We start from the raw sequence: 22,911 nt of genomic DNA, 5'->3' as shown, positions 1-22,911 counted from the left end.
CTTAATAAGTATTTACTTTCATTATGAGATTATTTATAATTATCACCATACTTCTATTGTTGGGTCCAATTGCAAACAGGGCCGACAATACCAATGAACGTAAACCTGTACTCAGCGGATATATTACTGACGCTGCCACAGGCGAAGACCTTATAGGTGCGACGGTTTACGTGCAGGAAATCGGACAGGGTACCATTACCAATGTCTACGGTTTTTATTCCATCAGTCTTGCGCCGGGGACTTACAATGTGAGATACAGCTTTATTGGCTATCGAGCGAAAACATTCACCATTACCATATCTGATAAAGATTTATCGCGCAATATTGAACTTGAACCCACTGCGGAGGAGCTGGAGGAGGTAGTTGTAACAGGCGAAAAATCCAATGCCAATATCACCAAAACAGAAATGAGTGTAGAACAACTGGGCAGCGACGATATCAGAAAAATCCCTGCACTGATGGGTGAAGTCGATATCATTAAAGCCATACAGCTACTGCCCGGAGTTCAAACACCGGCAGAAGGTTCAAGCGGATTCAGCGTACGCGGAGGAAATCTGGATCAGAACCTTATTCTTTTAGATGAAGCGAATGTGTACAATGCTTCTCACCTGATGGGCTTTTTCTCGGTATTCAACAACGACGCCATTAAAGATGTAAAGCTTTACAAAGGAGATATACCTGCAAAATACGGTGGCAGGCTCTCTTCTGTGCTCGACATACACATGCGCGAGGGAAACAATAAGCAATTTAGTGGTGTGGGCGGAATCGGTCTCATTTCATCACGAGCCACAATAGAGGGGCCGCTGTGGGAAGACCGAATCTCCGTCATGGCCTCGGGCCGCAGAACCTATGTGGACTTATTTTTACCACTCTCCCGCAATGAAGATATCAGAAACAATACTTTGTTTTTTTACGATCTCAATACGAAAATCAACTATAAAATAAGCAACAACGACCGCGTATTTCTGTCAGGCTATTTTGGCCGCGATGTATTCGGCTCGGAGTTTGCCCGCATGGGTTATGGAAATGGCACCGGAACAATTCGATGGAATCATCTATTTTCGAAAAAATTGTTCTCCAACCTCTCAGTAGTTTACAGCAACTATTATTACTCACTTGGAACACCCGAAAATGAAGCCAATTCATTTCTATGGGAAGCCGGACTCAATGACTTAACTGCAAAATACGATTTTACCTATTTCGCCACACCCAGGCTCAAAGTTAACTACGGTATTCAAAGCACATTGCATGTGTTTAACCCGGGGTATGCCAGAGGAACCAGCGATAGTGTGTCGTCTTTAGGGTCGGTGCGCGTGCCCATTAACCGCTCCATAGAAAATGGCATTTATGTGGGATTCGAATATAAAGTAAATGCGCTGCTCGCTTTCAAAGGTGGGTTGCGCAACTCGTCGTTTGGTAATTATGGAAATAAACCAACCTACACATATGAAAACAGTGAACGTGTCGATACTACCGAACACAGCGGAGGTATATACCAAACCTATTTTAACTGGGAACCAAGATTGAGCATGAACCTCACTTTGAATGAATATTCATCCATAAAGGCCAGTTATGCCAGAACAACACAATACATACAAATGGCCCGGAACGGCAATGCCGGCACACCGCTGGACATTTGGTTTTCGGCATCGCCCAATGTAAAACCACAAATAGGCGATCAGGTTGCACTTGGCTTTTTCAGAAACTTTTTTGACAATAAACTTAAAGCTTCAGCCGAGGTTTACTACAAATGGATGGAAAACACCATAGATTTTAAAGATGATGCGGTACTACTTTTAAATGAAGACCTGGAGGGCGAATTGCGTTTTGGCCGTTCATGGGCCTATGGTACAGAATTGATGGTGAAATTTCAGTTTGAGCGGTTCAATGGCTGGGCAAGCTACACCTATTCTCATGCAGAACGGAAAATCAATGGTGTAAATGAAGGAGAACCATTTCTTGCTCCATATGACAAACCGCACGATGTATCAATTGTGCTTAATTACGAAATCATGAAACGACTCTCTGTTGGAGCCACATGGGTATATTCATCAGGATTGCCGGCTACATTCCCACGCGGAATGGCAGAAGTTTATGGAAATTATGTGCCGATTTATTCAGACCGAAATGAAGACCGCTACCCCGATTATCATCGTATGGACCTCTCACTTACATGGGAGAACAAACCGATGATGGCTGGCGACAGAAAAGTAGAAAGCAATTGGAACCTTTCAGTTTACAACCTTTATGACCGGCACAATGCATGGGCCATAAATTTTGAGCAGGACAAGCAAAATCCGCATAAAATATATGCTGAAAAGACCTATCTGTTTGGTATTTTACCTACTGTTTCATTCAACATTAAATTTTAAGTCATGAAACAAATCATATTTCTAATTATACTCAGCACCTTACTCGCGTTCTCATGCACAGAACGCATTGAACTGGATTCTGAACTGGGTAAAGACTTTCCCCCTCACGCTGTAGTGGAGGGAATGATAACCACCGACACCACGGCACATGTAATCAAACTAAGCTGGTCTAAATCATTATACAATGACCAGGAACCGCAAAAGATAACAGGTGCAAGTGTAAAAATAACAGGTAACAATCAGGAAATTATATTGACCGAAGAAGAACCCGGCGAGTACTATACACCTGAAAATTTTCATGCAGTAGAAGGCCAGCGGTACTATTTATTCATTGACAGTGTAGATACCGATAACGACGGAAATTTCGACCCCATTACTGCAAGCGATTCTGTACCACATGTAGAACCGCTCGATAGCATTCAGCTGGAATGGATTGATCCCTGGGAAGCCTGGGCAATAAGGGCCTATGCCAATGAACCAGGCGATGAAGAAAACTTTTACATGTTCAAAGCATTTGTAAACGATACGCTCGTCACAGATACACTCTACGAAATTTTTGTAACAGACGATGTATTTTTCAATGGTGAGTACATAAATGGCCTGGAATCGTATTTTTTAAACGAAGAAGATACTGATGAGCGTTTATATCCAAATGATACTGTTACACTGAAGATTTATGCGCTCACAGAACCACTTTATGAGTTTATTTTAAGAGCGCAGGAAGAGGCCAACTATTCTGCACCGCTCTTCAGCGGCCCACCATCGAATGTAGAGCATAATTTGGAAGGAACGAATGTATTTGGATTTTTTATGACAGCATCAGTAAAAAGCGCACAAGCCATTTGGGATACCGCCGCAATAAGGCAATCCGGATACCATTACTAAACTTACTTACAATGGAATTGAGCAAGCTTCCAAATTTTTGGGAGCTTGCCTATTTTTTGGGAATCGTTACAGTGACCGTAGTGCCAACGCCGGCTTCGCTTTCAATATTTATTGCTCCTTCATGGTAATTGATTAGGCGCCGGGTAATAAGTAAGCCAAGGCCAATATCATTCCCCTCCTTGCTTCCACTCCAGTTCTCTTTGCTCATAATTTGCTCAACCTTTTGCTGTGTCATCCCTTTTCCCTGGTCTTGCACCACAATCACACTTTTTTTAGTATCATCGGTAATAATTACCTTAATTTCAGATCCTTTTCCGGAGTATTTAATGGCGTTATGCAAAATATTATTGATTATATATGCTATCATATCTTTATCCCCATAAATATAAACCGGACCACGGGTTTCATTTACAAGCTTCACCTGCTTGCGTTCCATTATAGTTGCATAATTATCTATAAGTTTACCTGCCCATTTCGTAGCCTCAAATAACTCGGGTTTATAATCGATTTTACCTATTTGAATTCTCGACCATACAAATAAATTATTCATCAGGCTGTTTGTAAGATGGATAGAATCTTTAAGACCATTAAGCAACTTATCCATTTGGGGTTGGTTGCCGTAAAACTTGCGGTTCAACAGGTCTGAAAAACCATTTACTGCGCTGAAATGGTTACGCATATCGTGTGTAATAATTTCAAAAAGTTTGGCCTTCACCTCATCAGCCTCGGCAAGATCAAGCTGCGATTTTTGAAGCTTCCTGGTAGTTTTTAAAATGCGTCTGTCGCGCCTTATAATAACTATAAAAGCGAACATAATGAGCAAATAGAGAAAAATTAGAATGGCCAGTCTGACCTTAAGTTCCTCTTTCAATTGCGTTGCATAGCAATTTGAATAAGCTATCAGCAAGCTGGCAACATGTGTACCCTGAATATTGGGTACTGGTAAAACAATAAACGCAAAATTCTGATCTTCAAGCTTAATGTTGGTCAGACTTGCGAAATTTTTATTGATGGCCTTTAAAGCCTGATCCGGAGCCTGAGCAATGAGATTGCGCAAAAACTCAAAATCAACTTTACCATCAGTTGTCTCAATAATATTTCTATCCCAAACGTAGCTTTGCTGCAGGTCGAAAACTTTATAATTCTTTCTTTCATCATCAAAAAGCTTGCTCTCTGTAACCGACTTCTTTAATATTACATTTGAATAGGATTTTTCCAGGTTTTTCAGGTCCTGACTAACCTGCAAAAAAGAAGAACTCACCTCAACGCTACCAATATGTTTTTCTCCTTTCAGCAGTGGATATACAAATCTGTAACCATTGAAAATCCTGCCTTCTTCGAAACCTGAGGTTGGCTCAAGCGTTTCGTTTGTTCTTTTTACAGAATAACGAAAAGGTTTTAAGTTATCGCCAAATTTTGAGGGCCGGTGAAAACGGAGAAAACTCGTCCCGTTGGGCAAATGAAAATGCAACTGGCGAAACCCAATCTCTTTTAAATCTTCATAATGACGCAATAATTTCTGGTACAATTGTCCTCTGTATGCATCACGGTCATCCCCATAAACACTGGCTGCCTTTTCCATTATTTGCAATACCTCCGGTTGGTTCACTACCTGCCTGTAAAACAAATCGGCTGATTTATTAATCCCATTTATAACTGACTTATAGTTAGTACGGGCCCTTTTTAACAGCTCTTTGTCGTTTTGTGCTGACTTTTGATTGTTGTTAACAACCACCCAATATGCCATTGCTCCTGCAATAATTGTAACTGCCGCAATAGCAGGAAAATAGGTAATGGGTTTATTCATATGTTTATTTTTTTATGGTATTTAGTTGATTTTTGAAGTATGGTTAGTATCAAAGTTAAGAAAAAACAAACAATTTTCATGAATTATACCAGGAGGTATTTTCAGCTCATTCGAATTTCAATACAATTAATTAATTTAAGCTTTTAATAATATTTTCCTGCAATCTCAGGTTTTTCTATACTTTTGCACCTAAGCATAAACAATTCATATTAACCATGCAACAAAAGAAGAAACCCACACTCATTATTCTGGCAGCCGGAATGGGCAGTCGCTACGGCGGATTAAAACAACTCGACCAAATGGGCCCCAATGGTGAAACCATTATGGATTATTCGGTTTACGATGCATTAAGAGCCGGTTTTGGAAAAGTGGTATTCGTTATCAGAAAAGATTTCGAAGAGGCATTTAAAGCACGATTCATTCACAAAATTTCAGATAAAATTGCCACAGACTATGTTTTTCAGGAACTCAGCGATTTACCGGAGGGCTTTAAAGTACCGGAAGGCCGCACAAAGCCCTGGGGAACAAATCATGCCGTATGGGCAGCAAGAAACGCTGTAAATGAACCTTTTGCCGTAATTAATGCCGATGATTTTTATGGAGCCGATGCTTTTAAGGTGATGGCACAATACCTGGAGAAACTTGAAAGCGATAGCACCGAATACAGTATGGTAGGTTACCCTGTAACAAATACACTATCGGAACATGGCACTGTAAATCGAGGCGTATGCAAAGTAGACGAAAAACGACACCTCATAAATGTTACAGAACGTGAAGCCATTGGATGGAAAAATGACAAAATAACATCGGAAAAAGACGGCGGTGAAGTTCCGCAGGATGCCCAGGTATCTATGAACTTCTGGGGATTCTCGCAGCACTATTTCAAACAATCCGGTGAGGATTTTATTCGTTTTCTTAAAGCTGAAGGAAACGAACTCAAATCGGAATTTTACATACCGGCCACCGTTACCAACCTCATTGAGCAGCAAAAAGCTACTGTTAAAGTACTTGATACCACAGCCCAATGGTTTGGAGTAACCTATAAGGCCGATAAAGAGGCCACCATACAACGCATACAGGAAATGATTGCACAAAATATTTATCCCGAGAAACTGTGGTAAAAAAATAATACAATGGTTGCAGTATTGGTAATTATGACAGCAGGCGCCTTGCTGGGCTATTTTTTGCGAAAACAGCCCAAAATAGTGATGATTAATGACAAATTGATCATGCTTGCAGTTTTTGGACTGCTGTTTTTGATGGGTGTGGCCATAGGTAGTAATCCAACAATCATCCAAAAACTACCAGTGCTTGGAGCCCAGGCCCTGCTCATTGCTGTAGTGGGAATTGCAGGTTCGGTAGTAGCTGGAAGTGTGGTATATTATTTCTTTTTTCGTAAAAAATACTGAAATATGCGGGCCACAATTTACATATTACTGTTTTTTACGCTGGGTTTACTACTGAGCTGGCAGGGGCTATTGCCCGGTCATTTATTAAAAAACGATTATTCGGTATACGCTTTATATTTACTCATGTTTTTGGTAGGTATAAGTATTGGGGCAGATTCCAGTGCATTTAAAGTCATTAAACAAGTTAAACTTAAAATATTATTGGTTCCCCTGGCAACCATAGTCGGCACTTTTCTGGGCATGATCCTCATCATGCCATTTTTAGCAGAAATTAGTTTTACAGACCTACAGGCCATAGGCGCAGGATATGGTTATTATAGTTTATCAAGCATCATTATAGCTGAAATGCGCACAGAAACCCTGGCCGTGATTGCCCTCATAGCAAATGTAATTCGCGAAATCATTACCCTCATTCTCACACCAATTTTAGCAAAAAAAGCAGGTAAACTTGCTCCTGTAAACTCTGCTGGTGCTACTTCTATGGATACCACCCTGCCTGTCATTACAAGATATGTGGGTAAAGAATATGCAATTATCTCTGTTTTTCATGGCACTGTGCTCACAATTCTGGTTCCTGTAATAGTTTCACTGTTTCTTGAAATGGCATAAAGCAATGGGCCACGATCAAAAAAATGAATAAAACATAAACAGTATTCAGATGTTAAGGATACATATTAAATTCAACGGAAAACAAAAAAAACCGGTAAGAAGAACACATATTATATCGAAATATCTATTTTTGTAACTACATCAAAATAATATTGTAATCAAAATAAGCTGTTATGAGTACAACTTTTCAAAACCAACTGGAGGAAATGCTAAAACGTCACCAGTCGGTTGAATCTAATCCAGAACGTAAATCTCTAATCCAGCAGTCTTTAGACCGGAAAGAAGCCATCACCATGAAAGGTGGGGCACTCGCAACCTGGACACGCCCGGAATCGACCGGAAGAAGCCCCAAAGACACTTACATTGTAAAACACGAAGCTACGGCTGACACGATCGACTGGACCTCGCCCAATAATGTTCCACTCGACCCGCAAACGTTTGAAATGGTATTTGAGGATGCTTTAGAGACGCTGAACAAGGGTAAAGTTTATGTAACTGACCGTGTTATTGGAGCAGATTCGAAATATGCACTTCCCGTAAAAACTGTTGTCAACAAATCTCTTTCGCAAGTATTTGTAGACAATATGTTCCGCGATATGCCTGAAGATATCGAAAAAAGTATTTTTGCTGAACGCGGATTTACCCTTTTGGCACTTCCAGACAACAAACTAAACCCCGATCGTTATAAAGGACGTTTACGTGAAATGCCAGACGGTACTACATCAAACATGTGTGTAGCCATGGATTTCGACCGCAGAGTTGGTATTGTATTCGGTTCAGCTTACATGGGCAGCATCAAAAAACTCATGTTTACCGTAATGAACTACTATTTGCCACTCGAAGGTATTTTGCCACTGCACTGTAGTGCAAATGAAGGAACAGACGGAAGTTCCGCATTGTTGCTCGGGCTATCAGGAACAGGCAAAACGACCCTTTCGGCAGATCCCAAACGCGCATTACTTGGTGATGACGAACACGGATGGAGCGAAGATGGCATTGCAAACTTTGAAAATGGTTGTTATGCAAAAATGATCGATATCAAAGAAGAAAACGAGCCGGAAATCTGGAAAGCTGTTATGCACGAAGATGATCCGTTAAACCATGGTTCAATAGTAGAAAATGCGATGGTTTACCCCGATGGCACTGTAGACTATTTCGACGATCGTTACACACCAAACAGCCGTGCATCTTACCCACTTAAATATTTGTCTAACATTAAACCGGCCTCTACCTCCGGCCACCCGAAAACAATTCTTTTCCTTACAGCCGATGCCTACGGAGTATTACCTCCTGTATCGCAACTCAATGCTGACCAGGCTATGCTTTGGTTCCTGATGGGATATACCAGCAAACTGGCCGGAACAGAAACCGGGGTTACTGAGCCACAAGCTACATTCAGCCGTTTTTTCGGACAACCATTTATGCCGGGTAAACCCAGTGTGTATGCTGAGCAGCTGGGCGAAAAAATGAAAAAGTACAACACCAAAGTTTACCTGATCAATACCGGCTGGAGCGGTGGTAAATATGGTGTAGGAGCACGTATCAAACTTAAGTATACCCGTGCAATGGTAGATGCCGCACTTAATGGGGAACTGGAGAAAGCCGAATATGTGAAAAACGATATATTCCACGTAAACGTGCCAAAGTCGGTATCTAATGTACCCGATGAAATGCTGATACCAAAAAATACATGGGCAGACAAGGCCGACTATGACGCCACAGCAGCAAAACTTGCTCAAAAATTCTCTGAGCATTTTGACAAAGCCTATGGCTCACATGGTTTAAGTGACGGTATTATAAAATCCTGTCCCGGAAAATAAAAAGCAAATAAACTGAGCACAGGGGGGTTGCTGAAAAGCAGCCCCTTTTTATATATTTTAAACGAAAAGCTCGCTAACCTGTTATGTAATCAAATAAAAATCAATATTATGGAAACAAAAGCCTTTCAGGAATATTACCCAGACCATCTCAGCCATTGCTATGGCTGTGGAACGATGAACGAGCACGGATACCAGATCAAAACCTATTGGGATGGTGATGAAACAGTAACCCGATATAAACCAAGACCTTATCAAACTGCCATTCCCGGATATGTTTACGGTGGGTTGCTGGCTTCAATAATCGATTGCCATGGAACCGGATCAGCATCAGCAGCAATGTATCGTAAAGAAAACCGGCCTATGGACAGCGAACCTTCTTTCCGATTCCTTACCGGAATGCTTAACGTTAAATACATCAAACCCACCCCCATCAATACCATATTGGAACTACGGGGTACCATACGTGAAATAAAAGGTAAAAAAGTAATTGTTGATGTACGTGTATTGGCCAAAGACGAAGTCACAGCCACAGGAGAAGTAGTTACAATCCAGGTACCCGACCGGTATATTAAAGACATTATTGAGAAAGGGAATGGCTGACAACTTTTTCCAGAAATCCAAAATATATGATTGACGATCCACCAGGCCCAGAATATACCCGGCACATATTAAAACGACCTTCCGGACTGTGATGCGGGTCAATGATGTTAGGTTTTACAACAGCCATTTCGATTCCCACTTTCAAACCCACATGCCACTCAATGGCCCACTAAAGTCGATTCCCACTTTCAAACCCACATGCTACTCAATGGCCTGCTAAATTCGATTCCAACATCCAAACACATAAATTACTCAATGGTTTACTGAAGAATACTGCTCGTGATCAATTATCCCACAATTGCGATCTACAATACACTAGCCCTGATATTTTTTTACTTCTTCTTCGCCATTGATTACACCAACACCTTTCATAGCAAGTGTTTCAATATCATCGGAACCCGGATACACTACAATTTTACCGAAGTGCTCTACCCGGTCCACAATTTTTTTCACCAACCATTCACTATTGGCCATTGGACCGGTAAGAATAATGGCATCAACCTGTCCGTAAAGCACGGCATACATTGAACCGATAGTTTTAGCCACCTGATAACCCATGGCACTAAACACCAGTTCTGCCTGCTTATCGCCCTGCTTCACCATTTTGTCCACGTCGATTCCGCTTGGTGTACCAAAATGCGCAAAAAGACCTCCTTCAAGGCTAACTCTTTTAAGCATCTCCTCTTCGGTATATTTACCACTATAGCATAGTTTAATTAAGTCACCGGTGGGCAGGCTTCCTGCACGTATGGGTGAAAAGGGGCCATCGCCATCGTAACCCATATTGGCATCGATCACGCGTCCTTTGTTGTGCGCACCTACTGTAATGCCAGTTCCCAGGTGGGCAATAATTAAATTCAGGTCTTCACACGCTTTATGGATAGATTTGGAATAACGGCATGCGGCCTGTTTTTGATTAAGTGCATGAAAAATAGATCTTCTCTCAATTTCGGGTAAACCTGTTACCCTGGCAACATCATCATACTCATCTACCACCACAGGATCGGCAATAACCGCCTTCGAATCGGGGAGTTCAGATGCAATGGCATCAGAGATCAACCCGCCAAGATTCACTATATCTGATCCCTGCACAGAATTGTACAAATCATCTTTCACTTTTTTATCTACAGCATAAATACCCGATTTAACCGGTTTTATAAGGCCTCCACGACTAATTACTATGCGAATTTTATCCACATCCACATCATTCTCTCTGAGTTCTTTAATTATAGCCTCCTTGCGGTAGTTTGTCTGATCTTCATATTTTGTAAACTCCGCCAGATCTGCGTCGTTGTGGCTTATTTTCTTTAAAAAAACAAGCTTACTATTATTGTAGACCCCGATTTTTGTAAAGGGGACTCTTGGATTTACAACCAGTACAAGATTTTCAGCAGAATAATCAGTCTTAAAATTCATATGCTATAGATTTTAGAGGATTATAATTTTGTATAAATATAAAAAATATGTCTACATATTGCGTCTGTATTCTCCACCAACTTCGAACAATGCATTGGTAATTTGACCAATTGAACAGTATTTAGTGGCTTCCATCAGGTATTCAAATGTATTTTTATTCTCCAGCACAGCTGCTTTAAGCGCTTTTAGCATCTCTTCAGCTTTTTGACTGTTCAATTTATGAAACTTTTTGATATTTTCAATCTGATGTTGTTTTTCTTCGTCTGTTGCCCTTATTACTTCATTGGGCACAATAGTAGGTGAACCGCTGGAAGACAAAAAAGTATTTACTCCCATAATTGGCAACTGCCCGCTGTGTTTAAGCGCTTCATAATAGTGCGACTCGTCCTGAATCTTAGCACGCTGATACATCGATTCCATGGCACCCAACACTCCTCCGCGCGCTGTAAGTCTATCGAATTCTACCAGCACGGCCTCTTCTACCAAGTCGGTTAATTCTTCTATAATAAATGACCCTTGCAATGGATTTTGATTTTTAGTCAGGCCATACTCATGATTGATAATCATTTGAATGGCCATTGCTCTGCGCACCGATTCCTCGGTAGGTGTGGTAATGGCCTCATCGTATGCATTGGTATGCAGGGAGTTACAATTGTCGTAAATACCAGACAATGCCTGCAGTGTGGTACGAATATCGTTAAATTCGATCTCCTGCGAGTGCAGCGATCTGCCCGAAGTTTGAATATGGTATTTCAGCTTTTGCGACAGTGCATTGCCTTTGTATTTATACTTCATAGCCTTGGCCCAAATAAGCCGGGCAACCCGCCCAATTACAGAATACTCGGGATCGAGCCCGTTGGAGAAAAAGAAGGAGAGCCGTGGTGCAAAATCGTCGATATGCATGCCCCGCGACAGGTAGTATTCCACAAATGTAAAACCATTGGCCAATGTAAAGGCAAGCTGTGTGATGGGATTGGCTCCGGCTTCTGCAATATGATACCCTGAAATAGAAACCGAATAGAAATTTTTCACATTGTGGTCGATAAAGTATTGCTGAATATCACCCATCATGGTAAGGGCAAAATCTGTTGAGAAGATGCAGGTATTTTGGGCCTGATCTTCTTTCAGAATGTCGGCCTGAATTGTACCACGCACTTTTTGCAGCGTCTCTTCTTTGATGGCATTGTACACATCCTCTGGCAGCACCTGATCGCCTGTCACACCGAGCAGCCTCAAGCCCAGACCATCATTGTTATCCGGAAGGTCGCCCAGGTAGTTAGGCAAATTGATGCCATTATCTTTATAAATCTCCTTCACCTTTTGTTTGACCTGGTCTTCCAAGCCGTGCTCTACAATATATTTTTCGCACTGCTGATCAATAGCCGCATTGAAAAAATAGCCAACCATAAAAGGTGCGGGTCCGTTGATGGTCATTGAAACTGATGTGGCCGGGTCGAGCAGGTCAAATCCGGAATAAAGTTTCTTGGCATCATCGAGGCAGGCCACAGAAACCCCCGAATTACCAATTTTTCCATAAATATCGGGTCGTATATCGGGATTGGAGCCATACAGAGTCACCGAATCATAAGCCGTAGAGAGCCTTTTAGCTTTTTGGTCTTTCGACAGGTAATGAAAACGTTTGTTGGTACGTTCGGGCCCACCCTCTCCGGCAAACATGCGCGTAGGATCTTCGAATTCGCGCTTAAATGGGAAAACACCGGCAGCATATGGAAACTCACCTGGCACATTCTCTTTCAGGTTCCATTTCAGAATATCACCCCAGGCTTTATATTTTGGCAAAGATACTTTCGGGATACGGGTATGCGAAAGCGTTTCCACATGCGTTTCAACCCTGATTTCTTTACCTCTTACTTTGTAGGTATATTGTTCATCTCTATAGCGTAGCTTTTTCGCTTCCCATTGCTCCAGAATAGAGTAATTTTCGCTGCCCAGTTCCTGCTTTAACAACTCCACCTTTTCGTTCAGTAGTGCTTCAATATCTTTTTCACGAGTAAGCTCTTCTGCGGCAGTAAGCAGTGCCTGAAGCCGGTTGGCCACCGCTGCTTTTTCTTCTATTTCCTGATTATAATTGCGCACTGTTTCTGCAATCTCTGAGAGATAACGTACCCGGTTCGATGGCACAATCTCCTGGTCATTATGACTAATTCGCAGATTTTGCTTTACTACGGGAAATTTGTATCCGGTTTTTTCAGTAACGGTATTAATTAGCGCTTCAAAAAGAATATTCACCCCTTCGTTATTGTATTGCGATGCAATGGTACCATATACCGGCATCTCTTCGAGTGGCTGTTCAAACAACATGTGATTGCGCTGATATTGCTTTTTTACATCACGCAAAGCATCCAGTGCGCCCTGTTTATCGAACTTATTGAGGGCTACAATATCGGCATAGTCGAGCATGGCTATTTTCTCGAGCTGTGTGGCTGCCCCGAATTCAGGTGTCATTACATAAAAATATACATCACTCTGGTCAATAATTTCTGTGCCCGATTGCCCAATGCCCGATGATTCAAGTAAAACAAGGTCGAATCCGGCATATTTAAGAATGTCAACCGCATCTTTTACATGAATTGAGAGGGCCTGGCTTTCTGATCGCGTAGCCAGCGAGCGCATGTATACATTAGGATGATTGATGGCATTCATGCGAATACGATCTCCCAAAAGGGCGCCGCCGCCTTTTCTGCGTGTTGGATCTACCGAAACAATACCGATTTTCAGTTCAGGATAAATATCGTTAAAACGGCGAATTATTTCATCTACCATAGATGACTTACCAGCTCCCCCCGTACCGGTCATGCCAATGATGGGGACTTGAGTTTTTTGGGTATCGGCAGTGACTTTCTCCATTATTTCTTTCGCCACATCGGGGTAATTCTCTACTTTGGAAATAAGGGAGGCGATCTCATAAGAATTCTGATCTTTTACTTTTTCCAAATCAACTTCGCGTTGACCTACAGGGAAATCGCTTTTTTTCATCAAATCATTAATCATACCCTGTAGCCCCATTTTGCGGCCATCGTCTGGTGAATAAATTCGGGCAATGCCATATTCATGCAGTTCCTCCTGCTCTTCAGGTAAAATTACACCTCCGCCACCGCCAAAAATTTGAATATGTCCGCAACCCCGTTCATTCAGCAAATCGTACATATACTTGTAAAACTCGATGTGTCCGCCCTGGTAAGAAGTAACAGCTATAGCCTGCACATCTTCCTGTATGGCGTAGTTTACAATCTCATCTACCGATTTATTGTGCCCAAGGTGAATTACCTCGCAACCGCTCGACTGCAAAATTCTGCGAATGATATTAATTGTGGCATCGTGCCCATCGAAAAGCGATGTGGCTGTGATCACCCTGATCTTGTTGGTCGGATTGTACACTTTACGTTTCTTCATAACACTGATTTCTTGATGTTTTTTAGCCGCAGCATGTTATGCTGAAGTGATAGCTCTTGAGATTACAATTTTTTGTATTTCAGATGTACCCTCGTAAATCTGGGTGAGTTTGGCATCACGCATCAGGCGCTCCACATGGTATTCTTTCACATACCCGTAACCGCCGTGAATTTGTACAGCCTCGGTGGTAATTTGCATGGCTTTTTCGGCGCAGGCGAGCTTTGCCATGGCACTTGCGGTTCCAAAAGGTTTCCCACTATCTTTGAGCCAGGCAGCTTTAAAAGCAAGCAATCGCATCATTTCTATCTCTGTTGCCATATCGGCCAACTTAAAGGCAATAGCCTGGTGATTGATAATTTCAGTACCAAATGCTTTACGCTCTTTGGCATATTTGAGTGCCAGCTCATATGCACCTGAAGCCAGTCCCAGAGCCTGCGCTGCAATACCCAGCCGGCCGGCTTCCAAAGTTTTCATTGCAATTTTAAAACCCATACCATCATCACCCAGGCGATTCTCCTTTGGCACTTTCACATCGCTAAACATTACTGAATGAGTGTCGGAGCTCCGCATGCCCATCTTGTCCTCGTGCTGGCCTACACTTATGCCTTCAGCATGACGATCCACTATGAAAGCATTGATGCCCTTGTGCCCCTTTTCCGGATGTGTGTGTGCAATAACCACATAAGTATTGGCTGAATTACCACTTGTAATCCAATTCTTGGTACCATTTATTATGTAATAATCTCCTTTATCCTCTGCAATGGTTCGTTGCTTAGTAGCATCGGAGCCGGCTTCGGGCTCGGAAAGCAAGAATGCACCCAGCTTATCGCCGCGTGCAAGTGGCATGAGGAATTTTTCTTTTTGCTCCTCGTTGCCATATTTCTCTATTGGAAAGCATACCAGTGAGTTGTTCACCGACATGATCACAGCCAACGATGAGTCAACTTTTGAAATCTCTTCCAGCGCCAGTACATACGAAACCGTATCCATACCAGTGCCATCGTATTTCGGATCGACCTGCATACCCATAAAGCCCAGTTCGGCCAGCTTTTTTACGTGTTTTTCAGGAAAAATAGCATGGGTATCACGCTCAATCACATCCTGGATAAACTCTTTTTGGGCAAGATCCCTTGCGGATTGTTGCGCCATAATTTGCTCTTCGGTGTATTCAAAATGCATAGTAATTTAGTTTTAGTGATGAATAATCTGCCCACAAAATCAATCATTTGGTTATACAAGTTAATAAAATCAATTTAACTATAAAAGCATATAAATATATTAATTTGTTATTATGTAAAATTTTGTATATGCATATCACTTTTATCCAAATTGAGCATTTTTTGGACACGATGAAGAAATTGTATGCCTTTCACCTCACTTATTCGGTGAAAACCGACAATTTCTAAATCGGCTTCGCCTTCGCGTAGCTTTCGCTTCGCTTCGCTCGCCATAGACTTGCCGCAGGTGAAACGCTATAGCTTCAGCAAACGTGGACAGCGGAGCATAGAATTATCTGCCTGCTGGCGTAAAAACGCTTTTTCACTATGTTCAAACCGCTCAAGTTGGGTTTTAATTACTTAACTAAATTCATGAACAAAAGTTGACCTAAAAGTCTTTTATCTTACAAGTCAGAATTATTACTTTTATTAAATTACAACAATAGCGGGCTGAATGAAAGATTGATAAAAAAGCATCTTTTATACCTTTTTAAATTAAAAATCCTCACAAAAACAAAATATGGAGAACGAAGCTATAATAGTCATTAATCCGGGTTCCACATCTACTAAGGTTGCTTTTTACAACCGCCAGGGCGAACTCTCATCAGCGAACATTGACCACCCCCAAAGCGAGTTGCAGCAATTTGAGCGCATTGCTGATCAGCTGCCATACCGCCACAAAAAAATAAAACTTTATTTGGACGAATACATTAAAAATAATTCAGTTAAAGTAATTGGAATTGTAGGACGGGGTGGCATTGTAAAACCCGTCAGTGGAGGCACATACCGTATCAATGAGGAATTCCTGTATGATGCCCGCTCTGCTCAATACGGTGAACATGCCTCTAATCTGGGCAGCCTCCTGGCAGATAAACTAAAAAAAGAATTTGGCCTGGAGGAATGTTTCACGGTAGACCCGGTTTCCACCAGCAGATTAAGTGAAGTGGCCAAAATATCGGGAGTACCCTGTATTGTGCGCGATGGCCGTGCGCATACGCTAAATGTAAAAATGACAGCACGCAAACTCTCTAAAATCTATCAAGTGCCATTTAATGAATCAAACTTTGTGGTGGCACACCTGGGTGGTGGTATCTCAATAGCCCTTGTCAGTGGTGGCCGCATAGTAGATGTAAACGATGGTTTGCTTGGAATGGGGCCCTTCTCTCCTAACCGTGCCGGAGCACTTCCCTTGCGTGGTGTAATGGAATTATGCTACAGCAAACCGGAGCCGGAAGTAAAAAAACTATTCTCACAAAACAGCGGATTTAAAGCATACCTGGGCACCACTGATGTGCGGGAAGTGCTTAAAATGATAGACAATGGTAATAAAAAAGCCGAACTGATTTACGATGCATTTGTTTACCAGGTAGCCAAAGAGATAGGCGCCTGCATTGCCGCTTCACAAGGACGTGCACAGGGCATTGGTATTACTGGTGGCATAGCACACAGCAAAAGGCTTACTGACGATTTAGAAAGCTACGTGGCTACACTTGCTGATTACCATGTATTTCCCGGAGAAAGTGAGATGGAAGCCTTGGCAGAAGGTTTTTACAGGATGTATGACGGAGAGGAAGATGTTTTAAATTATCCCGGAGAGTGAATTTAATATTTGAAAGAAGGGTTTAAATGAGGAGGTTGATACTTTTTGTTTAAAGCTCATGACGTGTGAATTGTAAAAAGAGCGGGTTTGCAAATGCATCAAAACCCGCTCATCTATAGCTTTCAAAATTTCCGGATTACACCTACCCTCACAGCAATGTATTGATAATCCATAGTCATTGAAATACCTTCGAAATCGAGATCGCGGCTCAAAGTATTGAACTTGACACCGGGATTCAGGCTCCAGTTTTCACCCAGATTGAAATTCAAACCACCTGCAACCTGAAAACCTAATCCGTGACCGGTATCGTGAATAATTTCACCATCAGCATTTTCAATCTCAATATGATTATACAAGCCGGCGCCCCGAACGTAATACGAAAACGGGTAATCGGCAATGGGATGCATGAACTGTAACCCAAAAACATAACCTGTTTCTTCGAAACACATATCGCTGCCGGCAAATGAATTATTGGCCGACAACTTGTTCCAGCCCCAACCGGCATATACGCCCAAATGCGGCATGAAACGATAGTGTAAAAGACCTTCAAACCCTGCACCGGGATTAAGTTTAGTCTCCCCGATTTCTTTCACGGGAAAAGCTGCTCCGGCGTTAAATTCTACACTAAATTTCTTATCACTTTTTTGAGCCATTGCGCCCAACGTTAAAAGTGCAAACATGCTTGTAATAACTAATACTTTTGTTTTCATTTTTATTTGATTTTAAATTATTAATAAATCTGATGAAACAAAAGTATGCAGCCTGCACAACATGGTAAACTAAAACCCGACGACTGCGCATATCCTGAGATTGAACATGTATTTCTTAGTCATGAACATGAAAAATGCATTAATGCCACACATGCGATCTGAAACCCAAACCCCCACCATCCTAAATAATTATTATTAAGGGCTTTAATACTCCACAACATACGGAACGTTTGCTTTGTAAAATTTAATGAACAATACATCTGGTGAGTTGCTGGTTTTAGTTGCAATTATGGAGCAGCCGGGACACACAAAATTTGCGACAAATTACTTTTCTCGATTCCATCGAGATCGTAAATAAAAAGTGAGGGCTTCGCTTTGTGCGAAACCCTCACTTTTTATCCGGTTTATTGTAAAAACAATGTTTTGGTTACACCTTTTTAAAGCTTTCGTTGGGTACCCAGCCTACGCGCCCGTCGGCGATTTCAATTTCTGACCATTCGCCGAGCTCCTGACGTACCTCAACTTTCAATCCTTCGTGGATGGTAAACAAATCTGTGCCGCTGTTATCGGGCGAGCTTTTTACGTTTAAGGTTGGTTCAAACACAATAGCCTTGTGGGTATCTTCCAAATAGGACCGGGCCTCGGCGCCAAGTGTCAAACTCAAAATCATGAGTACAAGTCCCAGCAGGCCAATGGGCACTACTGTCTTTTTAAGTGCTATGGAGCGGGTGAATACAAACAGCAGTATGGCTCCGATAAGTGCCAAAAATGCCACAATACTCAATACGGCCCATGAATCAATGGGCATGGATTGCCATAATTGTTTGTACCACCGCTTGTAAAATGGTACGTGTGAAGGCTCAATGCGGTCGGTTATGAGACTATTGGCCATTTGCAGGTTAAAACGGGCATCCTCGTGCGCCGGATTGTATTTCAATGCTTTTTCATAATGCAGAATAGCCTGCGGTAACGCTCCCTGCTTATACCAGGCGTTCCCAAGGTTGTAATGCAGGTCTGCTGATGTCATGCCGTGCTCCAACACCTGTTGGTAAAAATCTGCGGCTTTGCTATAGTCTTGGTTTGTATAAGCGGCTTCTGCCGAATCGATCCATGTTTTATACTTTGCAGCCTCGTTTTCTTGTGGTGTGGCTCCCATAGCCATTACTATGGCAAACCATCCTGTAACGATATATGTGATTAACTTTTTTGTCATCATTTAATCTGTTTTTCAAGTTTACCAATGATATCGGCGGCATCGTTGTATACTTTTTTACTGTCGCTTTGAGCTGCCGACGGTGCGTATCGGGCAAATTCACAGTCATCAATTAACTTAATTAGTTTTTCAATGATTTCTGCAGGTACACCTTGCTCTTTTAGCATGTCGCCAACATTATCACGTGTGAGCGAAGCCACATCAATGGTGAGTTTATCGGCCAGGTAACCCCATATGGCTTTCAGAATAGCCTCGTACATTGCACCATCGTTACCGGCTTTTAATTCTTTGGCAGCGGCGCGCAGGCGTTTCTTACTCACCTTGCTGGCTTTTTTGGTGCGCATGCGCAACTGGTCGGCGCTCTCTTTGATTTTTTTACGGCGTATGAGCAGTACAATGATGGTGAGCCCGATGCCTAAAATATAAATGAGCCAAAACAGTGAAGTTCCAAAGAATACGGTATTCATGGGCCGGAGCCCTAAATTGCCTGATTGTATAAAACGTATGTCTGTTCCAATATTGGTTACATCCTGCTTGCTGTAGTTGGAAACCACGACCCCGCTCTGGGAACCGTCGCCTTTTTCTACCTCAATGTCGAATGATTGTCCTTTGAGTGTTTTATACTGCCTTGTGGCAGGATTAAAATAACTGAATGTAACAGGATTAAGCTCAAATGTTCCTTCGTGTCTTGGTATAAGCAGGTACTCATAGGTAATGGAACCGCGCGCTCCGCTGGGCGTTACGCGAATTGCAGGTTTGATTTTAGGATCGTACACCTCGAAATCGCCCGGGAATTCGGGTTTGGGCATCTCTACCAACTTAAGGTTACCCTCACCGGTGAGTTTTACGGTTAATGTCAGCGACTCGTTGGCTTTAAGGGATGTTTTATCAACCGAGGTTTCGAGATTAAAATTACCCACAGCACCGCTGAAAGAGGCAGGTGCTCCTGCAGGCAAAGGCTTTACTGTTACAGTAGTTTGTGGACTTTCATCTTTTATGGTGTATCGCCGGTATCGTCCACCAAAGAAATCGTCGAAAGGATCGTTGCTCCTTACCCGCTCTCTGACTACAGCTTCCACTTCAAAAGGATCGATGGTAAGTTTACCGCTGCGCTGTGGGAACAACACGTATTTTTTAATTACACCGGTTTGATAAATTTGTCCGTTTACATTTTCGCGTTGAAGCGAAATCTGTTGTGGTGTTTCGATCTCCTGGTTAAAAAAACCGCTGAACGAAGGAAACTTAATATCTTCAAAACCTGCAAGACTCAGTTTTGTATAGAGTTTGAGGGTAGCAACGAGGTGTTCGCCCTGGTAAATATTGTTTCTGCTGATTTGAACACGCACAAAGAAATCACTGCCACCCGACTTTACCTCTTGCTTTTGAGTTTTGGAGTTGCTCTGTGCTTGCGATTGGTTTTGGCTGGCATTGCTTTTTAATACCTCAATGGAAATAGGCCGGGAACGGGCTTTTTCACCGTCTTTTTCTACCTCTGCAGCGGGTATGGTGTATTCACCTGCTTTATCAGCCACCAATACATAAGTAAAGGTAAGATTAAAAGAGGTGGTTTGCCGCCCATTAATAATTTGTATGCTTGTACTTTGCGAAACACCCGGCCCCGACAGTACAGTAAAAACATCGGGTAATTCGATATGTGGCGCATCGGTTTTAGCATCTACTTTATATACCAACCGGAAGCGCTCCCCTACTTTTACTACATTGGGCGCTTCACCGGTGATGTTAACCCCCTGCCCTGTGGCGGCAAAGGGTAAAATCATGATTTGTATGGCTATAATCCAAAATCTTATCATGTTGTACGATTTTTCGGGTCAAAAACCCTGTAAAGTTACCAGTCTTTCTCGGTTTTTTTACTATTCGAACTTTTCTTTGTTCTTCTTTTTAGTTCTTGCTGCAGCTTTTTCTCGTCAATTTCAAGCGCTTTCAATATGCGCATGGCATCTTCTTTAGAAATTTTCTCTCCTTTTTCGCCCTTTTTGCCTTGTTTCTGCTGAGCTTTTTTCTGTTCACCGGGCTTTTGCTGAGCCTGCTGCTCTTGTTTGCGCTTTTCTTGTTCCGATTGCTGTTGTTTCTGTTGTTGATCTTTTTGTTGTTGCTTTTGCTGTTGCTTATTCTTTTTCTGCTGATCTTTGTTTTGTTGATTTTTATTTTGCTGATTTTTCTTTTGTTGCTGTTGTTGTTCGCGCAATTTGCTTTGCGCAAAAGCCAGGTTATATTTTGTAGCCGTATCGCTGGGATAATTACGCAGTGCATTTTTATAAGCCTCAATGCTCTCCTTAAGCTTACTATTCATAAGGTAAGCATTCCCGATGTTGTGATACAATTTGCTTTTTTTGCGTTCATCCACATTAAGGCTTGTAAGCGACTCCCACTCTTTGAGGGCCTCTTCGTACTTTTTCTGGCGATAGAGACTATTGGCCAAATTGTTCCGGCCCTCATATGTGGAGGGCTTTTTCTCAATGGCTTTACGGTACTCAACCTCGGCTTTCTGCATCATTGTGCTATCCACCTTAAGGGAGTCGTCGAGTGCTTCGTAGTACATATCGTTTCCACTGCGAATGTACTTGCGCTCTTTTTGCGCATAACTCTGCGTTAATCCGGCAAATAGTAGCAAAAGCAATATGTTAATTAATCTCCTCATCATTTTTGAAATATTTTTACGTTGGCCAAATATTTATTTTTCCGCTCCAGAATAAAGAATTCCAATAACAGGAAAAACAGGGCAATCCAGGCGGCAAACTGAAACTGTTCGTCGTATTCGGCATAGACTTTCGATTTCATTTTAGCTCTCTCAAGCTGATCGATTTCATCGAACAGGCTGTTTAATCCCGAACGTATATTGTTGGCTCTGATGTAAGATCCCTCGCCTGCTGCTGCAATTTGCTGCAGCATTCCTTCGTTGAGCTTGGTAATTACCACATTACCATTGCGGTCTTTATGGAACTCATTGCTCCTGCCTCTGACAGGTATTGGACCTCCTTCGGGCAATCCCATTCCAATGGTGTAAATTTTAATATCTTTTGCAGCTGCCTCTTTGGCCATTTCAATGGCATTTCCTTCGTGATTTTCACCATCTGTGATAATAATCAGGGCTTTATTTTTCTCTTCGCCGGGCGAAAATGAATTTATACCATGACCAATGGCAGCGCCAATGGCTGTACCTTGCTGGGGAATCATTTCTGTTTCGACCGATGAAATAAACATTTTAGCTGCCGGGTAGTCGGTTGTAAGTGGCAATTGTGTATAAGCTTCACCGGCAAATACAATCAATGATATGCGGTCGTAATCGAGCCGATCGAGCAACTTTACAATAGCTCGTTTGGCCCGTTCCAGTCGGCTTGGCTGAATGTCAGTGGCCAACATACTTCTGGAAACATCGAGTGCTACCACAAGCTCTTTACCTTCACGCTGCACCTCTTTCATACGTGTACCAAAGCGTGGCCGGGCAATGGCCAAAATGATAGCTGCCAGAGCCAGCATTAAAAGTATGTATTTCCACCATGGCTTTGAGCGTGAGCGCATTGGTGCCATTCGGGCAATCATTTTACTGCTGGCAAAACGCTCCAGTTGTTTTCTACCCTTTCTGCGCATAATCCAAAACAGCAGGACTAACACCGGGATGATCCACAGTAGATGTAAATATTGTATGTATCCAAACTCAAACATATTGGTTCTGTTTTTTAAGGCATTGTTCTGAATATGGTTGCTCTGAGCACAGCTTCCGTTAACAGGGCTATAGCGGCAATTATGGCAAACCAGATGTACTCTTCCTGTTTTTTAGCAAATGACTTGGTCTCTATCCGGGTTTTCTCCATCTGGTC

General features: G+C 42.2%; 17 protein-coding genes. 8 read left to right on the top strand and 9 right to left on the bottom strand.

The annotated features are described in order from the left end of the window. Positions 1–23 precede the first annotated feature (23 nt). Together VJ937_RS01580 and VJ937_RS01575 are read left to right on the top strand one after the other, a co-directional pair. Complete coding sequence (locus tag VJ937_RS01580) at positions 24–2,372, top strand: TonB-dependent receptor (RefSeq protein ID WP_324065167.1); 2,349 nt, start codon at positions 24–26, stop codon at positions 2,370–2,372. Positions 2,373–2,375: 3 nt separating this feature from the next. Beyond that, a complete protein-coding gene (locus tag VJ937_RS01575; protein WP_324065166.1) occupies positions 2,376–3,257 on the top strand; it encodes a DUF4249 domain-containing protein in 882 nt (293 codons plus the stop codon). Positions 3,258–3,306: 49 nt separating this feature from the next. On the opposite strand, the gene VJ937_RS01570 is transcribed toward VJ937_RS01575, so the two are convergent. Beyond that, the gene (locus VJ937_RS01570) at positions 3,307–5,064 is read right to left on the bottom strand and encodes an ATP-binding protein (RefSeq protein WP_324065165.1); all 1,758 of its coding nucleotides are present in this window, start codon (positions 5,062–5,064) and stop codon (positions 3,307–3,309) included. A gap of 215 nt (positions 5,065–5,279) precedes the next feature. On the opposite strand from VJ937_RS01570, the gene VJ937_RS01565 reads away from it, so the two are divergent. The 5 genes from VJ937_RS01565 (at position 5,280) to VJ937_RS01545 (ending at position 9,502) form a co-directional block, all read left to right on the top strand. After that, the gene (locus VJ937_RS01565) at positions 5,280–6,185 is read left to right on the top strand and encodes a nucleotidyltransferase family protein (protein ID WP_324065164.1); all 906 of its coding nucleotides are present in this window, start codon (positions 5,280–5,282) and stop codon (positions 6,183–6,185) included. Positions 6,186–6,197: 12 nt separating this feature from the next. Beyond that, positions 6,198–6,473, top strand: coding sequence for a LysO family transporter (locus VJ937_RS01560; protein WP_324065163.1), 276 nt, complete (start codon positions 6,198–6,200; stop codon positions 6,471–6,473). A 3-nt stretch (positions 6,474–6,476) separates the two neighbouring features. Beyond that, the gene (locus VJ937_RS01555; RefSeq protein WP_324065162.1) at positions 6,477–7,082 is read left to right on the top strand and encodes a lysine exporter LysO family protein; all 606 of its coding nucleotides are present in this window, start codon (positions 6,477–6,479) and stop codon (positions 7,080–7,082) included. A 173-nt stretch (positions 7,083–7,255) separates the two neighbouring features. After that, entirely contained in the window at positions 7,256–8,902 is a 1,647-nt protein-coding gene (locus VJ937_RS01550; protein WP_324065161.1) for a phosphoenolpyruvate carboxykinase (ATP), read from the top strand. A 108-nt stretch (positions 8,903–9,010) separates the two neighbouring features. After that, the gene (locus VJ937_RS01545) at positions 9,011–9,502 is read left to right on the top strand and encodes a PaaI family thioesterase (RefSeq protein WP_324065160.1); all 492 of its coding nucleotides are present in this window, start codon (positions 9,011–9,013) and stop codon (positions 9,500–9,502) included. A gap of 315 nt (positions 9,503–9,817) precedes the next feature. Here the strand turns inward: VJ937_RS01545 and buk (VJ937_RS01540) are convergent, their stop codons facing one another. From buk (VJ937_RS01540) to VJ937_RS01530, 3 genes are read right to left on the bottom strand one after another with little or no spacing between them, the layout of a single operon-like run. After that, a complete protein-coding gene (gene buk / locus VJ937_RS01540; protein WP_324065158.1) occupies positions 9,818–10,918 on the bottom strand; it encodes a butyrate kinase in 1,101 nt (366 codons plus the stop codon). A 51-nt stretch (positions 10,919–10,969) separates the two neighbouring features. Then, the gene (locus VJ937_RS01535) at positions 10,970–14,332 is read right to left on the bottom strand and encodes a methylmalonyl-CoA mutase family protein (protein ID WP_324065157.1); all 3,363 of its coding nucleotides are present in this window, start codon (positions 14,330–14,332) and stop codon (positions 10,970–10,972) included. 36 nt (positions 14,333–14,368) lie between these two features. Continuing rightward, positions 14,369–15,511, bottom strand: a complete 1,143-nt coding sequence (locus VJ937_RS01530; RefSeq protein ID WP_324065156.1) for an acyl-CoA dehydrogenase family protein — start codon at positions 15,509–15,511, stop codon at positions 14,369–14,371. 558 nt (positions 15,512–16,069) lie between these two features. On the opposite strand from VJ937_RS01530, the gene buk (VJ937_RS01525) reads away from it, so the two are divergent. Then, positions 16,070–17,149: a butyrate kinase gene (gene buk / locus VJ937_RS01525; RefSeq protein WP_324065155.1), complete on the top strand. Its 1,080-nt coding sequence runs from the start codon at positions 16,070–16,072 to the stop codon at positions 17,147–17,149. A 122-nt stretch (positions 17,150–17,271) separates the two neighbouring features. Here buk (VJ937_RS01525) and VJ937_RS01520 read toward each other — a convergent pair whose 3' ends face one another. The 5 genes from VJ937_RS01520 to VJ937_RS01500 form a co-directional block, all read right to left on the bottom strand. Then, entirely contained in the window at positions 17,272–17,859 is a 588-nt protein-coding gene (locus tag VJ937_RS01520) for an outer membrane beta-barrel protein (RefSeq protein WP_324065154.1), read from the bottom strand. A gap of 427 nt (positions 17,860–18,286) precedes the next feature. Continuing rightward, positions 18,287–19,075: an SH3 domain-containing protein gene (locus VJ937_RS01515; protein WP_324065153.1), complete on the bottom strand. Its 789-nt coding sequence runs from the start codon at positions 19,073–19,075 to the stop codon at positions 18,287–18,289. Beyond that, on the bottom strand, positions 19,072–20,883 hold the full coding sequence (locus VJ937_RS01510) for a BatD family protein (RefSeq protein ID WP_324065152.1): 1,812 nt from the start codon (positions 20,881–20,883) through the stop codon (positions 19,072–19,074). Before VJ937_RS01510 ends, VJ937_RS01515 begins: the two co-directional genes overlap by 4 nt. Before the next feature lie 35 nt (positions 20,884–20,918). Then, positions 20,919–21,734: a tetratricopeptide repeat protein gene (locus VJ937_RS01505; protein ID WP_324065151.1), complete on the bottom strand. Its 816-nt coding sequence runs from the start codon at positions 21,732–21,734 to the stop codon at positions 20,919–20,921. Continuing rightward, positions 21,731–22,756, bottom strand: coding sequence for a VWA domain-containing protein (locus VJ937_RS01500; RefSeq protein WP_324065150.1), 1,026 nt, complete (start codon positions 22,754–22,756; stop codon positions 21,731–21,733). The genes VJ937_RS01505 and VJ937_RS01500 overlap by 4 nt, the downstream gene beginning before the upstream one ends. Positions 22,757–22,911 lie beyond the last annotated feature (155 nt).

Origin of the sequence: Salinivirga sp., assembly GCF_035268865.1 — a bacterium.
Taxonomy (GTDB): domain Bacteria; phylum Bacteroidota; class Bacteroidia; order Bacteroidales; family Salinivirgaceae; genus Salinivirga.
Note: the sequence above shows the minus strand (reverse complement) of the source record. Positions and strands in the feature narration are given on the sequence as shown.

Coding starts and splice junctions, on each gene's coding strand:
- VJ937_RS01580 (WP_324065167.1), top strand. CDS start 24: ATGAGATTATTTATAATTATCACCATACTTCTATTGTTGGGTCCAATT.
- VJ937_RS01575 (WP_324065166.1), top strand. CDS start 2,376: ATGAAACAAATCATATTTCTAATTATACTCAGCACCTTACTCGCGTTC.
- VJ937_RS01570 (WP_324065165.1), bottom strand. CDS start 5,064: ATGAATAAACCCATTACCTATTTTCCTGCTATTGCGGCAGTTACAATT.
- VJ937_RS01565 (WP_324065164.1), top strand. CDS start 5,280: ATGCAACAAAAGAAGAAACCCACACTCATTATTCTGGCAGCCGGAATG.
- VJ937_RS01560 (WP_324065163.1), top strand. CDS start 6,198: ATGGTTGCAGTATTGGTAATTATGACAGCAGGCGCCTTGCTGGGCTAT.
- VJ937_RS01555 (WP_324065162.1), top strand. CDS start 6,477: ATGCGGGCCACAATTTACATATTACTGTTTTTTACGCTGGGTTTACTA.
- VJ937_RS01550 (WP_324065161.1), top strand. CDS start 7,256: ATGAGTACAACTTTTCAAAACCAACTGGAGGAAATGCTAAAACGTCAC.
- VJ937_RS01545 (WP_324065160.1), top strand. CDS start 9,011: ATGGAAACAAAAGCCTTTCAGGAATATTACCCAGACCATCTCAGCCAT.
- buk (WP_324065158.1), bottom strand. CDS start 10,918: ATGAATTTTAAGACTGATTATTCTGCTGAAAATCTTGTACTGGTTGTA.
- VJ937_RS01535 (WP_324065157.1), bottom strand. CDS start 14,332: ATGAAGAAACGTAAAGTGTACAATCCGACCAACAAGATCAGGGTGATC.
- VJ937_RS01530 (WP_324065156.1), bottom strand. CDS start 15,511: ATGCATTTTGAATACACCGAAGAGCAAATTATGGCGCAACAATCCGCA.
- buk (WP_324065155.1), top strand. CDS start 16,070: ATGGAGAACGAAGCTATAATAGTCATTAATCCGGGTTCCACATCTACT.
- VJ937_RS01520 (WP_324065154.1), bottom strand. CDS start 17,859: ATGAAAACAAAAGTATTAGTTATTACAAGCATGTTTGCACTTTTAACG.
- VJ937_RS01515 (WP_324065153.1), bottom strand. CDS start 19,075: ATGATGACAAAAAAGTTAATCACATATATCGTTACAGGATGGTTTGCC.
- VJ937_RS01510 (WP_324065152.1), bottom strand. CDS start 20,883: ATGATAAGATTTTGGATTATAGCCATACAAATCATGATTTTACCCTTT.
- VJ937_RS01505 (WP_324065151.1), bottom strand. CDS start 21,734: ATGATGAGGAGATTAATTAACATATTGCTTTTGCTACTATTTGCCGGA.
- VJ937_RS01500 (WP_324065150.1), bottom strand. CDS start 22,756: ATGTTTGAGTTTGGATACATACAATATTTACATCTACTGTGGATCATC.